At 64.6% G+C, this 14,165-nt stretch carries 8 protein-coding genes and 1 pseudogene; 8 read left to right on the top strand and 1 reads right to left on the bottom strand.

Features of this window, described 5'->3' with window-relative positions:
* The first annotated feature begins 17 nt into the window (after window positions 1-17).
* Complete coding sequence (locus tag CQ14_RS40485; protein WP_057863318.1) at window positions 18-2,528, top strand: circularly permuted type 2 ATP-grasp protein; 2,511 nt, start codon at window positions 18-20, stop codon at window positions 2,526-2,528.
* Window positions 2,525-3,403 (top strand): transglutaminase family protein, encoded by an 879-nt coding sequence (locus CQ14_RS40480; RefSeq protein ID WP_057863317.1) that lies wholly within the window; start codon window positions 2,525-2,527, stop codon window positions 3,401-3,403. Before CQ14_RS40485 ends, CQ14_RS40480 begins: the two co-directional genes overlap by 4 nt.
* 163 nt (window positions 3,404-3,566) lie before the next feature.
* Here the strand turns inward: CQ14_RS40480 and CQ14_RS40475 are convergent, their stop codons facing one another.
* Complete coding sequence (locus CQ14_RS40475; RefSeq protein WP_057863316.1) at window positions 3,567-5,273, bottom strand: methyl-accepting chemotaxis protein; 1,707 nt, start codon at window positions 5,271-5,273, stop codon at window positions 3,567-3,569.
* Between the two features lie 512 nt (window positions 5,274-5,785).
* Here CQ14_RS40475 and CQ14_RS40470 point away from each other — a divergent pair.
* From CQ14_RS40470 to CQ14_RS47440, 6 genes and pseudogenes are all read left to right on the top strand, one after another.
* Window positions 5,786-6,388: a hypothetical protein gene (locus tag CQ14_RS40470; RefSeq protein WP_063800492.1), complete on the top strand. Its 603-nt coding sequence runs from the start codon at window positions 5,786-5,788 to the stop codon at window positions 6,386-6,388.
* 76 nt (window positions 6,389-6,464) lie between these two features.
* A complete protein-coding gene (locus CQ14_RS40465; protein WP_057863314.1) occupies window positions 6,465-7,847 on the top strand; it encodes an ethanolamine ammonia-lyase subunit EutB in 1,383 nt (460 codons plus the stop codon).
* A gap of 162 nt (window positions 7,848-8,009) precedes the next feature.
* Window positions 8,010-9,596, top strand: coding sequence for a B12-binding domain-containing radical SAM protein (locus CQ14_RS40460; RefSeq protein WP_057863313.1), 1,587 nt, complete (start codon window positions 8,010-8,012; stop codon window positions 9,594-9,596).
* Window positions 9,597-9,602: 6 nt separating this feature from the next.
* A complete protein-coding gene (gene eutC / locus CQ14_RS40455) occupies window positions 9,603-10,376 on the top strand; it encodes an ethanolamine ammonia-lyase subunit EutC (protein ID WP_057863312.1) in 774 nt (257 codons plus the stop codon).
* Window positions 10,377-10,465: 89 nt separating this feature from the next.
* On the top strand, window positions 10,466-12,481 hold the full coding sequence (locus CQ14_RS40450; protein WP_057863311.1) for an acyltransferase family protein: 2,016 nt from the start codon (window positions 10,466-10,468) through the stop codon (window positions 12,479-12,481).
* Between the two features lie 330 nt (window positions 12,482-12,811).
* Window positions 12,812-14,164 (top strand): annotated as a pseudogene (locus CQ14_RS47440) (efflux RND transporter permease subunit); the annotation flags it as partial.
* Between the last annotated feature and the right edge of the window lies 1 nt (window position 14,165).

Here is a 14,165-nt window from a genome sequence, read left to right as displayed (position 1 = left end):
CGTCTCGGGGAATCGGAATGTCAGGCCAGGGCAACAACCAGGAGAGCAAGGCCCGTCCGGGCCAGCGCCGGATGGCGCAATGGACGCGCGACTATGCGCGGCTGCCCGGAATCCCTGATGAATATATCGGGCCTGACGGGGCGCCCCGCGCGGCCTGGGCCCGCTTCTTCGATGCCTTTGCGGCGCTCTCGCCCGTCGATATCGAGCGGCGCTTCGCCTCCGCCGACCGTCATCTGCGCGAGGCCGGCGTCACCTATCGCGCGCCCGGCGAGACCGCCGACCGGCTGTGGCCGCTCAGCCATCTGCCGCTGATCATCGACGAGGCCGACTGGCAGCAACTGACCACGGGCATCGCGCAGCGCGCGCAGTTGTTCGAAATGATCCTGCGCGATCTCTATGGCGAGGGGCGGCTCGTCACCGAGGGCGCGGTGCCGGCGGCGGCGATTGCCGGCAGCAACGAATATCTGCGTGCCGTCTGCGGCGTCAAACCGCCTGGCGGGCGTCATCTGCATTTCTATGCCGCCGATGTCGGCCGTGGCCCCGACGGCCGCTGGTGGGTGCTGAACGACCGCACGCAGGCGCCGTCAGGTGCCGGCTATGCGCTGGAAAATCGCCTGGTGCTGTCGCGCGCCTTTTCCAATCTCTACAAGTCGATGAACGTCGAGCGCGTCGCGCCGTTCTTCGAGGCATTCCGCGATTCACTTCGCGCCAGCGCCGACCGCGACGAGCCGCGCATCGGCCTGCTGACGCCGGGCGCCTTCAGCGAGACCTATTTCGAGCACGCCACGCTCGCGCGCTATCTCGGCTTCCTGCTGGTGGAAGGCGACGATCTCGCCGTCAGCGGCGACCGCATCCATATCCGCACCGTCGCGGGACTGAAGCGCCTCGACGTGCTGCTGCGGCGGGTCGATTCCAATTTTCTCGATCCGCTCGAACTCGATGCCTCCTCGCAGCTCGGCGTGCCCGGCCTGATCGACGTCGTACGTAAGGGCGGCGTCGTGGTCGCCAACATGCCGGGCTCGGGCGTGCTGGAGGCGAGGGCGCTGCTTGGCTTCCTGCCCAGCCTGTGCCGGCGTCTGCTCGGCGAGACCTTGATCATGCCGCACATCGCGACCTGGTGGTGCGGCCAGAAATCGGCGCGCGAGGAGGTGCTGTCGCGGCTGGAGGATTTCGCGATCGAGGGCGCCTATGGCCGGGCCGTTCCGGGCTTTTCCAGCCACGGGCCCGTGCTGGCAGGCGAACTGCCGCCCGACGAACGCGACCGGCTCCGGCAGGCGATCACCGACCGCGGCATCGATTATGTCGGCCAGGAACTGGTGCGGCTGTCGACGACACCGGTGTGGGAGCAGGGCCGGATCACGCCGCGCCCGTTCGTGCTGAGAGTATTTGCCGCCGCCACGCCGCAGGGCTGGACCATAATGCCCGGCGGTTTCTGCCGGATCGCCGACCAACCCGATGCCCGCGCCGTGTCGATGGGGGACGGCGCGCGAGCGGCTGATGTCTGGGTGGTTTCCGACAAGGCGGTCTCGACGTCGACGCTGCTGCCGGCCGCCGAAACCGTACGCATCAGGCGGATCGCCGGCGTGGTGCCGAGCCGCGCCGCCGACAATCTGTTCTGGCTCGGCCGCTATCTCGAACGCGCAGAGGCGACGCTGCGGCTGATCCGCGTGCTCGGCACCTCGACGCGCGATCCGGCCAACGGCGCGCCAACCGCGCTGCATTCGGTCGAGCGCATCCAGCGCATTCTGGTGAGCTGGGGCGCCACCTCGCAAACGACACGGTCAAACCCGGCGCGGGTCATCGCCGAGGCGCTGCAGAGCGAGGAGAAGTTCGGCTCGGCGTTGTCCCTGGTGCGATCGGTGCAGCGCACCGCGAGCTCGTTGCGCGAGCGGCTCTCGCCGGACGCCTGGCAGGTCATCACCGAGATGGTGGAACGCCTCGCGCTGCAGGTCGACGACGACGACAGCGTCGTCAGCGCCGCCGAACTGACGCTGCAGGAGCTGGCGAGCCTTGCAGGCCTCGCACAGGAGAACATGAACCGCGCCGCCGGCTGGCGCTTCCTAGACATGGGCCGCCGCGCCGAGCGCGCCATCAACACGGTGCGGTTTGCGCGGCAGTTTGCCTATGACGAAGCCGGCGAGGATGACCTCGACGCCCTGCTGACGCTGGTGGATTGCCAGATCACCTATCGCTCGCGCTATCTGGTTGGGCCGGCACTGGCGCCGGTGCGGGATCTTGCGGTGCTCGATCCCTATAATCCGCGCTCGGTCGCGTTTCAGGTGGCGACGCTGAATGATCATATCGCAGCCCTCCCGAGCCTGAAGGAGCACGGCCTGATCGAGCGGCCGCAACGGCTGGCCGTGGCATTGCAGGCGACGCTGACGACGGGAGAGGCCGCTACGCTCGACGTCACGACCCTGTTTGCGCTCGAACAGGCTCTGCTCAATCTCGCCGACGCGATCGGTCAGCATTATTTCCCGCACGGACCGCATGCGAGCCGGCCGGAGAAGCTGACGGGCCTCGCGTGATCTACGACATCCGTCACGTCACGACCTATGCTTACGAGAGCCCGGTGAGCTTTGCGCGCTGCTCGCTGCGGCTGGAGCCGCGGAGCAGCGACGGGCAGCAATTGATCTCGCATTCGGTCGATATCCGGCCGCGGCCGGCCGAGCGCACGGTGCGGCGCGACTTTTTCGGAACCCATACCGAGAGCGTGCTGATCGAGACCGCGCATCGCAATCTGCGGATCGATTCCCGCTCGCGCGTTTCGGTCTCGCGCCATGCGCCCGCCCGCGCGGCACCTAGCCCGCCCTGGGAGCGCATCCGCGACGTCGCGTTCGAGGCCACCAGCCTCGGCCCCGCGTCACCGGTCGGATACGTCTTCGCGAGTTCGCTGGTGCCGGTGCTGGCGCCGCTCACCGCCTATGCCGCGCCAAGCTTCCCGCCTGATGGCGGCATCCTCGCGGGCGCCGTCGACCTGATGTCCCGGATACGCCGCGATTTCCGCTACGACCCCAAGGCCACCGTGATTTCGACGCCGCTCAAGGAGGTGCTCGAAAAGCGCCACGGCGTCTGCCAGGATTTTGCCCATGTGATGATCGCGGGCCTGCGCGGGCTCGGCCTGCCGGCGGCCTATGTCAGCGGCTATCTCCGCACCACCCCGCCCGCCGGCCAGCCGCGCCTGCAGGGCGCCGACGCCAGCCACGCCTGGGTGTCGGTCTGGTGCGGTCCCGAGCTCGGCTGGGTCGGCTTCGATCCGACCAACGACCTCCTGGTCGAGAACGACCACATCATCCTGTCGATCGGCCGGGATTTTTCTGACGTCTCGCCGGTCGACGGCATCATCGTCGGATCGCGCAAGCAGAAGCTCGGCGTGGCCGTCGATGTGGTGCTGGTGGAGTAGGCCGGACTTGGCCCCACCCATCGTGATCCGTCATCCTGAGGAGCGCGAAGCGCGTCTCGAAGGATGTGCGGCCCGGCTGGTGGCCGTCGCCCTTCGAGACGGCCGTGTTGCGGCCTCCTCAGGGTGACGGATTACAGATGCTCCGCAATTGCTGCAGCGGGCCTTACGTCCCGGTCTTCCGCACCTGCTCGGATGAATCCGCGCGCAGGTTGCGGAAGAACTTTTCGACCTCGCGGGACAGCGTATCGGCGGTCGCGGTCAGTTCGCTGGAGGCGGTGAGCACGGAGGCGGCCGCCGTGCTGGTCGTGCCGATCGCATCGCTCAGCGAAGAGATATTGACCACCAGCGTTCCGTTGCCCTGCGCCGCCAGTTGCGCATTCGACGAGATCTCGCGGGTTGCCGAATCCTGCTGCTCGATCGCGCTGGCGATGATGGAAGTAACCTCGTTGATCTCGCGCACCGCGTTGCCGATCTCGCGGACCGCCTCGACGGAGGTTTTGGTCGAGGTCTGGATCAGGCCGACGTTCTGGCCGATTTCGGCGGTCGCTTTCGCGGTCTGCTCGGCCAGCGCCTTGACCTCGTGGGCGACCACGGCAAAGCCGCGGCCGGCATCGCCGGCACGCGCCGCCTCGATCGTCGCGTTGAGCGCCAAGAGATTGGTCTGTTCGGCAATCGCCTGGATCAGGCTCAGCACGCCGTCGATGCGCTGGGTCGCGGCCGCAAGTCCCTCGATTTCGGCGACCGATTTCTCGGTGCGATGGCCGGCCTGCTCGACAGCACTCGCGGATTGGCGCACCTGGCGGCCGATTTCCTCGACGGAAGCGGAAAGTTCCTCGGCGGCGCTGGCCACCGCAGAGACGTTGCTGGAGGCCTGCTCGGTCGCGCCGTTGGCGGCCACCGCACGCCCGCTCGCTTCCGATGAGACGTTGGCGATGGTCTCGGCGGTGCCGCGCATCGAGGTCGCATTGTCCTTGACCGCGCGCAGCACGCCGCCGATCGCTTCCCGGAAGGCGTCGACCGAGGCTTCGATGTGCCGGGTGCGCTCGTCGCGGGCCTTGGAATCCTGCAGCACCTGCGAATTGAGGTTGCGGTTGCGATCCATCGCCTCCTGGAAGATCTTGATGGCGCGGGCCAGCGCGCCGATCTCGTCGGCGCGGCCGGTATGCGGAACCTCGACGCCCTCGGCGCCGTCGGCGACCTGCTTGATGGTGGCGGTGATAACCGACAGCGGGTGGGCGATCGAGCGCGCAATGATCAGGATGCCGATGACCACCACTGCCAGTGCCATGACGCCGAGAGCGGTGAGCACAAAGGCCAGCGTGTGGTTGGTGTCGGTCTGTTGCGCCAGCTTCTTGCTGCGTTCGGCATAGACCTTGGACAGCGCCTCGAGATCCTTGTTCAGCGCGGTGCGCACTTCGCGGTTGGCGTCGTTGTCGCCCCATTCGCGCCCTGCGGCCGCGTTGATCTCGACGCCGCGGCGAACCAGTTCCTTGCGGAAGTCGACGAACTGCTGGATCCGCTTCTTGAAGGTGGCGAACTGCTGGGCGTCATCGGCCTGAACCAGCGCCTCCCAGTTCTTCACGACGTCGAGAATGCGCTCATTGAACTTGAGCAGCCCGTCGCCGTATTTCTTCACCACCGCCGGTTCGGTCGACATGTAGATGCCGCGGGATTCCATCACGACCGCATAGACCAGCGAATTGATGCGCTCGACATTGAGCGCGGCGCGGCTCGCAATCGAGACCGCCTCGGTGAGGGCGGCGTTCTGGCGGGTGTTGTAGTCGGACAGCGCCGTGATGGCGGCAACCAGCAGCGCGAACAGCGCGAAGATCGAATATAGTCTGGCTGCGAGCGAAAACCGGGATGCCATGGCGTCACCAAAACAAGTACGGGATTTTTGTAAATTTCAGCCGTATCGGCGCGCCGGAGCGGAATCCAGCGACTGCCGCTTACTTTGGCAAAGTGTGCCCAAGTTAGATGGAAAATGTCTTAACGCGCGAAGTTGCGGGGCGTGCAACTAATACTAATTATCAAGTGATTTCAGTTAATTACACCCTCGGAATGACTTGCATCGCCAGGAAGATTCGGCAGCTCCGCGCCGACCCGAACGGGCTCGGCCATGCCGGCGCAATTGGAGGTGGCCATAGCCGGACAGCGACACAGGTCCCGTGACCGCATCGGCCGGGGGAGTTCTCACCACGCGCTGTCGCGCTTCGGCAGGCATCTCTGCAGCGAATCAAGCTAGACAGCAAGCAAGGCGGCGGAACTTGTTCGAACTCGCCTTGCCCGGGCGGCAAGTGCGCAATTCTCAAACCATCGCTCCAATTCGTCGTGTGGCGCCTGCTGCAGGCGGCGCATGCTTATGCGTGAGAACCGGGACTCATGACTCAAAGTGCTGCCGCCTTGCCGGGCAATCTCGATCTCTATCTTCACGTGCGCGTGCTGATCGCCCTGATCCTGGGGCTCAGCGTCACGCGGTTGGTCAGCGGCATCGCGGGCCTGGTCCAGCATCCCGGTCGCTACCCGATCTGGCCAGTACATCTTGCCTGGGTCGCCTGGGCGCTGCTGAACGTCGTCACGTTCTGGTGGTTTGAGTTTCGGCTGAACCAGATCCAGCACTGGACGTATGGCCTTTACTTCTTCGTTTGCGTTTACGCATCGATGTACTATTTCCTGAGCGTCCTGCTTTTCCCGCAGGATCTCGATGACTATCAGGGTTACGAAGATTACTTCCTCTCGCGCCGCCGCTGGTTCTTTGGTTTTGCCGCCCTTACCGAAGCGCTCGATGTAGTCGACACTTGGATAAAGGGCGAAGCGCATCTGCGGTCGCTGGGACTGGACTATCTCGTCGCCATCAGTGCATTCATCCTGCTGTCAGCGATAGCTGCGAGAACGCGCAATCCGAAATTCCACCTGCTGTTTGCGCTAGGCGCGGTGGCCTATGAGATAAGCTTTGCCGTTCGCCATTTCGGTACGCTGGACTAGCTGGGTAGCCTTGGCTGTCCGCCCGGCATAGATTAGCGAGGCGGCAGGGCGCGGGTACGGGCGCGGGAAGGTCAGCATGGTCTATCGCCAGGTCATCGGCGGCACCGCCTACGTATTCGGCGATTTGCGCGAACTGCTCGCCAAGGCGACGCCGCCGCGGTCCGGCGATCGTCTTGCCGGCGTCGCGGCCGACAGCGCGGAAGCGATGATCGCGGCGCGGATGGCGCTCGCCGACCTGCCGCTCAAGCAATTCCTCAACGAGGCCGTCATTCCTTACGAAGACGACGAGGTCACGCGGCTGATCATCGACAGCCACGACGCCCCGGGCTTTGCGCCCATCTCGTCGCTGACCGTCGGGGGCTTCCGCGACTGGCTGCTCTCCGATGCCGCGACAGCTGAGACCCTGGCGAAGGTCGCGCGCGGGATCACGCCGGAAATGGCCGCCGGCGTCTCCAAACTGATGCGCAACCAGGACCTGATCCTGGTTGCCAAAAAATGCGCCGTGACCACGGCGTTTCGCAACACCATCGGCCTGAAGGGACGGATGAGCGTGCGGCTGCAGCCCAATCACCCCTTCGATGACGCCAAGGGCATTACCGCTTCGATCCTCGACGGCATCCTCCTGGGATCGGGCGATGCCTGCATCGGCATCAATCCGGCCAGCGACGATCCGGCCGTGATCGGCGAACTGCTGCGGCTGCTCGATGGCATCATCGCGCGGTTGCAGATTCCGACGCAGGGCTGCGTGCTCACCCACGTGACGACGACGCTCGGATTGATCGGGCAGGGCGCGCCGGTCGATCTGGTGTTTCAATCGATCGCCGGAACCGAAGCGGCCAACCGCAGCTTTGGTGTCGATCTCGCGCTGCTCCGCGAGGCGCGCGCGGCCGGGCTGTCGCTCCGCCGCGGCACGGTCGGCGAGAATGTGATGTATTTCGAGACCGGGCAGGGCTCGGCGCTGTCGGCCAACGCCAATCACCATGTCGACCAGCAGACCTGCGAGGCGCGGGCCTATGCGGTGGCGCGCGCCTTCGATCCGCTGCTGGTCAACAGTGTGGTCGGCTTCATCGGCCCGGAATATCTCTATGACGGCAAGGAAATCATCCGCGCCGGGCTGGAGGATCATTTCTGCGGCAAGCTTCTCGGCCTGCCGCTCGGCGTCGACGTCTGCTACACCAACCATGCCGAGGCCGACCAGGACGACATGGACAATCTGCTGACGCTATTGGCCGCCGCCGGTGTCACCTTCATCATGGGGGTGCCGGGCGCCGATGACGTCATGCTGAACTATCAGTCGACCTCGTTTCACGACGCGCTCTACGTCCGCGACCTCTTCGGCCTGAAGCGGGCGCCGGAATTCGACGAGTGGCTGGTGCGCGCAGGCCTCGCCGACGCCGATTTCCGGCTTGCGGGCAACGCGGGTCTGCTGCCCGAATTTGCCTCGCGCCTGATCGCCTGATCACGTGAGCCCGGTCACGTAAGCCCTGGCCCCGCGGCCGGCAGATTTTCGTGCAACCAATTGAACCCACAGCGAGTTAGAGGTGACTGTCACAATATTGAAGAACTTCTGGCCCAGCTTTCAATGTCGTGCTTAAATTCGCGCCAGCCTTGAGGAAATTTGATGAGAGCTGAAGGCATCGGAACGGTACGGCGTATTCTGTGCGTCTTTCCGCGCTATACGTCTTCTTTCGGTACGTTCGAGCACGCTTATCCCCTGACCGACGGCGTCCAGGCATTCATGCCGCCGCAGGGTCTTCTCCTGATCGCGGCCTATCTTCCGGCGGACTGGCCCGTTCGTTTCGTCGACGAGAACATCCGTCCCGCTTCCAGGGAGGATTTCGAATGGGCGGAGGCGGTGTTCGTCAGCGGCATGCACATCCAGCGCCAGCAGATGAACGACATCTGCCGCCGCGCCCATGGCTTCGAGCTCCCGGTGGCGATCGGCGGCCCCTCGGTGAGCGCGTGCCCGGATTACTATCCCTCGTTCGACTATCTGCATGTCGGCGAGCTCGGCGACGCCACCAACGAGCTGCTTGCGCGGTTGGCGCAGGACCCGTCTCGCCCTGCGCAGCAGGTGGTGCTGACGACCAAGGACCGGCTGTCGATGACCGAGTTTCCGATTCCGGCCTACGAGCTGGCGGAAGTGAAAAAATATCTGCTCGGCAGCATCCAGTTTTCCAGCGGCTGTCCCTATCAGTGCGAGTTCTGCGACATCCCCGGCCTCTATGGCCGCAACCCGCGCCTGAAGACGCCGGAGCAGATCGTTGCCGAACTGGATCGCTTACGCGAATGCGGCATGACCGACACGATCTATTTCGTCGATGACAATTTCATCGGCAACCGCAAGGCTGCGCTGGACCTGCTGCCGCATCTGATCGAATGGCAGAAGAGGACAGGATATGTCGTGCGGCTGGCCTGCGAGGCGACGCTGAACATCGCCAAGCGGCCGGAGATCCTCGAGAAGATGCGGGAGGCGCAGTTCGTCACGGTGTTCTGCGGCATCGAGACGCCGGACCCCGATGCGCTGCACGCCATGCACAAGGACCACAACATGATGGTCCCGATCCTCGAGGGCATCCAGACCATCAATTCCTACGGCATGGAGGTCGTCTCCGGCATCATCATGGGGCTCGATACCGACAAGCCGGGCACCGCGGATGCGCTGCTCAACTTCGTCGATGAATCGCGGATTCCGCTGCTCACCATCAACCTGCTGCAGGCGCTGCCGAAGACGCCGCTGTGGGACCGGCTGGAGCGCGAGGGGCGTCTGGTCGAGGACGACAGCCGCGATTCCAATGTCGAATTCCTGATGCCGTATGAGGACGTCGTCAGCTCCTGGAAGCGATGCATGGAGATCGCCTACGAGCCCGAGAAGCTGTTCGCGCGATACGAGTATCAGTGCGACTACACCTATGCCAACCGCATCAAGGTGCCGGTCGCACCCGAAATGAAGAGCTGGCGCAACATTCGCCGCGCGCTGATCATGCTGCGCAATATCTTCTGGCAGGTCGGCGTGCGCGGCGACTACAGGCGCGTGTTCTGGAAGTTCGCGATAGGGCGGCTTCGGCGCGGCGATATCGAGGGATTCATCGGGTCGGCCACCATTGCGCATCATCTGATCAAGTTCGCGCGTGCGGCGTCCGGCGGCCAGCAGAACGCGTCGAACTATTCGATCCGGCTGCGCGAAGCCTCGGTCCCTGCCGAGTAAAGCTGCATGAAAACGCCGGCGCCGCCGTCCCGTCCGCTTGAAGCCTTGCGGGAGTTGACGCCGGCGCGCGTCGGCCTCGGCCGCTCCGGCGCGAGCATGCCGACCGACGCGCTGCTTGCCTTTACGCTCGACCACGCACGCGCGCGCGACGCCGTTCATGCCGCCTTCGATGCGCCGCATCTGGTTGCCGGATTGGCCGGCCTCGGCCTGCAAGTCAGCGAGGTTTCCAGTCAGGCGCGCGACCGTGGTGACTACCTGCGCCGTCCCGATCTCGGACGCATGTTGGAGCCGGATTCGCGGCGCACGCTGGAAGACCGCAGCAGCGGCGCGAGCGAGGTCGTGGTCGTGATCGGCGACGGGCTGTCGCCGGCGGCCGTCAATCTCCACGCGGTCGAACTGGTTCGTCATCTCACACCGCGCCTGACGGAAGCGGGAATCCGGTGCGGGCATGTCGTGGTCGCATCCAACGCGCGCGTGGCGCTGGGCGACGAGATCGGCGCGGTGCTCGGCGCGCGGATGGTGGCGATGCTGATCGGCGAGCGGCCCGGCCTGTCGGCACCTGACAGCCTCGGCGCCTACCTGACCTTTGCGCCGCGCATCGGCCTCACCGACGAGAAGCGCAATTGCGTGTCCAACATCCACGGTGCAGGCCTGAGCTACGATGAGGCCGCCTTCAAGATCGCGTGGCTGGTGCGGGAAGGCATCGCGCGAGAGGTCACCGGCGTGGCGCTCAAGGACGAGAGCGGAACCGCGCTGATCGCGGCCCGACCGGTCGACTGAGCCCGAAAACGAATCGACATGTGGCCGCTCCGCCACGGTGAGCCAACCCGCGCCTGATATAAGCGACCAAGGAGCGGGCAGGACAGGCGATGGAGACAGCGGGGACGCGAAGCGCTGCGGGCAGGCATGCGGGTCCGGACGGGTTCCGGCTCGACATCAATGGACTGCGGGCGCTCTCGGTGATCGCCGTCGTCGGCTTCCACTTCCAGATCCCGGGATTCGCCGGAGGATTCGTCGGCGTCGACGTCTTCCTCGTCATCACCGGCTATCTGATGACGACGAAGGTGCTGAACGACCTGCGGCTCGGTCGCCTTTCGCTGTGGGCTTTCTGGATGATGCGGATGCGCAGGATCTATCCTGCGCTTGCGGTGCTCACCATGGTGTCCGTTATCGTCGGCTGGTTCGTGACTTTGCCGGCTGAATATCAACGGCATTTGCTCCAGGCGCTGTCGGCGCTGACTTTCTTTTCGAACTTCGCCTTCAAGAGCGATAGCGGCTATTTCGCCATGGCGGCCCAGACCAAACCGCTGCTGCACACCTGGTCGCTGTCGCTGGAGTGGCAGTTCTATTTCTTCATGCCACTGATCGTTGGCCTGGTCTGGCGGCTTGCTTCGCGCGCCATGTCAGGGATCAACGCGGTGGTCGTTGCGCTGCAGGTCTTCGCGGCCCTTTCACTGGCGTGGTGTCTGTGGGCAAGCCAGCAAGATGCGACGGGATCATCCTTCTTCTCCCTGCAGGCGCGGGCCTGGGAGCCGTTGGCTGGCGGATTGATCGCAGCCACTGAGATCCGGCGCCGGTCGGAAGGCATGAAAACGTCATGGCTGGAATCGCCGATGACAGCGCTTGCCGGCTGGGTGCTGGTCGCAGCCTGTACCGTCTACCCCATGCCAGAAGCGCGATGGCCCGGCGTGCTCACCATCCTGCCGATCCTCGGCGCTTGCATGATCGTCGCGGCGCGACAGAAAGCAGGTGAGGGCAGCCTGCTCGCACTATCCCCGGTCCAGCGCATCGGCGACTGGTCCTACTCGATCTATCTGTGGCACTGGCCGGTCTGGGTGTTCGGCCTGAGCTGGCTCGCGGTGCGCGGTTACGAGGTCGGCAGCGTGCAAAAGACAGCGATGGTGCTGGCCTCGCTGGCACTTGGCGCGCTGTCCTACCGCTACGTCGAACAGCCGGTCCGAACGCAGCGCGATTTCTGGACGCCCCGCGTCCTGCTGACGGCTTCAGGCGTCTCGTTCGCCGCCTTCGCCGGCTTTGTGTCGCTGGCGTTCCTCAATCAAGGCTTTCCGGGCAGGCTGCCGGAATATCTGCTGCCTGCTGAACTTGCGCGAAGGACCAACACGCCGCGCGATGAGTGTTTCCGGAATGCAAACTCCACCAAGAAGGCAACCGAGACCTATTGCAGCTTCGGCAGTGCGCCAGCCGCGGCCATGCCGTCGGCGATCCTGTGGGGCGATTCCTTTGCCAACCAGTATCTCGATCCGATTTCATCGGCCGCGCTGGCCAACGGCATCCACGGGCTGATCGCGACGCAAAGCGGGTGCAGGGCTTTCGTCGACGATGCGGCAATCGACGCAGGGTATCAGCCGCCATGCCGGCAATTCAACCGCAGCACGCTTGATTTCGTGTTGGCGCAGACGGGGCCGAGCATCGTCGTGCTTGGCAGTATCTGGGGCACCGCCGCCGAGGTTTCTGTTCTGGTGGACAGACTGCTCTCGGCAGGCAAGACCGTCGTCTTCATCATGCCGTTGCTGCATGTCGGCTTCGACGTGCCGCAGCGATGGATCGAAAACCAGATCCGCGCGGGCAAGGCGATCGACGAATGGAAAGTCGAGGCCAGCCCCGGCCTGACGATGAGCGCCTTCCGGGGCGAGATCGCGGGCGTCCTCGACCGGTACCGGGATAATCCGCATCTCCTGATCATCGACCCGCTGTCCGCCGTCTGCGAGCACGGCTATTGCTATCTGGTCCGGAACGGGCAGGCCAATTTCCGCGACACCGCGCATATCTCCAATGTCAATGCGAGCCAATATGCCGGCCTGTTCGACGCGGCGTTCAAGGCCGCGCTCCGCGCCGGGACGGAAGCGGAGAAGAAACAGGACTGAGCGGTCGCGCCGCTCGCCTCGAGCGTGCCATTTCCCGAAAAATTGACCGGAGGTCGTGGCGCCCGGTCGGCGCGATCGGGGTTGCCGGGACCGTGCCGGCAGGTGTGGCAAATCAGAGACTTAACGCGGATTTTCGTCATCTTCATGCCGATTTGCCCTGTCCCGCATGCTTGCCGGACGGGGCTTCGCCCTGTAAAACGGCGCCGGTTAATTTACCGCGTGATTTCAATGGTTAGCGCCAATCGGATGATGGCTGTCAAAGCCGCCTTCGCGCCACCAAATGCATAAGCCAAGCTGCACGAACAGGCCGACGTGAGAACTGGACAGGGTATGCTCGACAAGAACTCCGAAAGTCACGTCCACGTCGAAGCCATCGAGGAGCCGCCGCCGCCAGGCAAGAGCATCGCCTTCGGGCTCGAGCGCATGGGCCTGATCGCGGTCAAGGCGCCGATCCTGTCCATGTTCATTCTCGCCGCGCTGATCGTGGCCGCGCTGTTCGGCATCGAGCGGATCAAGATCGACGACTCCCTGAGCCAGTTGTTCCGTTCCGACTCCAAGGACTACAAGCAATACGAGGCCGTGACGAAGCGCTTCCCGGCGACCGAATTCGACGTGCTCGTCGTGGTCGAGGGCAAAACGCTGCTGGCCCGCGAGAACCTCGAAAAGATCCGCGACATGGTCACCGACCTGCAGCTGGTCGAGGGCGTGCGCGGTCTGGTCTCGCTGTTTTCGGCGCGCCAGGCACCGGAGCCCGGCAAGCTGCCGGCCGCGCTGTTCCCGCCCGAATTGCCGCAAGGCGCCGCCTACGAGAAGTTCGCCGAGACCGTCAAATCAAACGAGATCATTCGCGGCAAGCTGTTGTCGGAAGACGGCACGCTGGCGCTGATCGTGCTGTCGCTCGAACCGAGCGTCGTTTCCTCAAACGAGCTCGGCAAGGTGGTCGGCGAAATGCGCAAGATCATGGCCGACGACTTGTCGGGCAGTGGTCTCAACGCCCAGCTCTCCGGCGTTCCCGTCATGCAGCTCGAGATCCGCAACGCGGTCAAGCGCGACGGGCTGACCTACAACATCCTCGGCATTCTGGCCGGCTGTATCATCGCGATCATCTTCTTCCGCAAGATATCGTTCATGGTGGTCGCGGCTTTCCCGCCGATCATCGCGATCCTGCTCGCGCTCGGCGGCCTCGGCTGGGCCGGTTTCAATCTCAACATGTTCCTGAACGTGATGACGCCGCTCATCATGGTGATCAGCTTCTCGGACTCGATGCAGCTGACGTTCGCGGCACGCGACCGCCTGATCGCGGGCCAGGACAAGCGCACCGCCTTCACCAATGCCGTTCTGGTGGTGGGCCCGGCCTGCGTGCTCACCCACGCAACCGCCGGCATTTCGTTCATTGCCCTGCAATTCTCCGATTCCGAACTGATCCGCAAATTCGGCGAGGCTGGCCTTGCCGCCACCATCATCGCGCTGATTGCCGTGCTCTCGCTGGTTCCGGTGTTCGGCGTGCTGTTCGTGCGCAACGAGAAGATCTTTGCGGTCAAGTTCCAGAGCGCCGATGCCGGCGTGCAGATGCTGCGCAATTTCTGCTACTGGATCGCGGTGCGCATGGTCGGCCGCCCCGGCATGTTCAGCCTGATCGCGTTGCTCTTCGTCGGTGCGCTCGGCTACATCTACGCCACGCTGN

The sequence above is a fragment of the Bradyrhizobium lablabi genome, from assembly GCF_001440475.1.
Classification (GTDB): domain Bacteria; phylum Pseudomonadota; class Alphaproteobacteria; order Rhizobiales; family Xanthobacteraceae; genus Bradyrhizobium; species Bradyrhizobium lablabi.
Note: the sequence above shows the minus strand (reverse complement) of the source record. Positions and strands in the feature narration are given on the sequence as shown.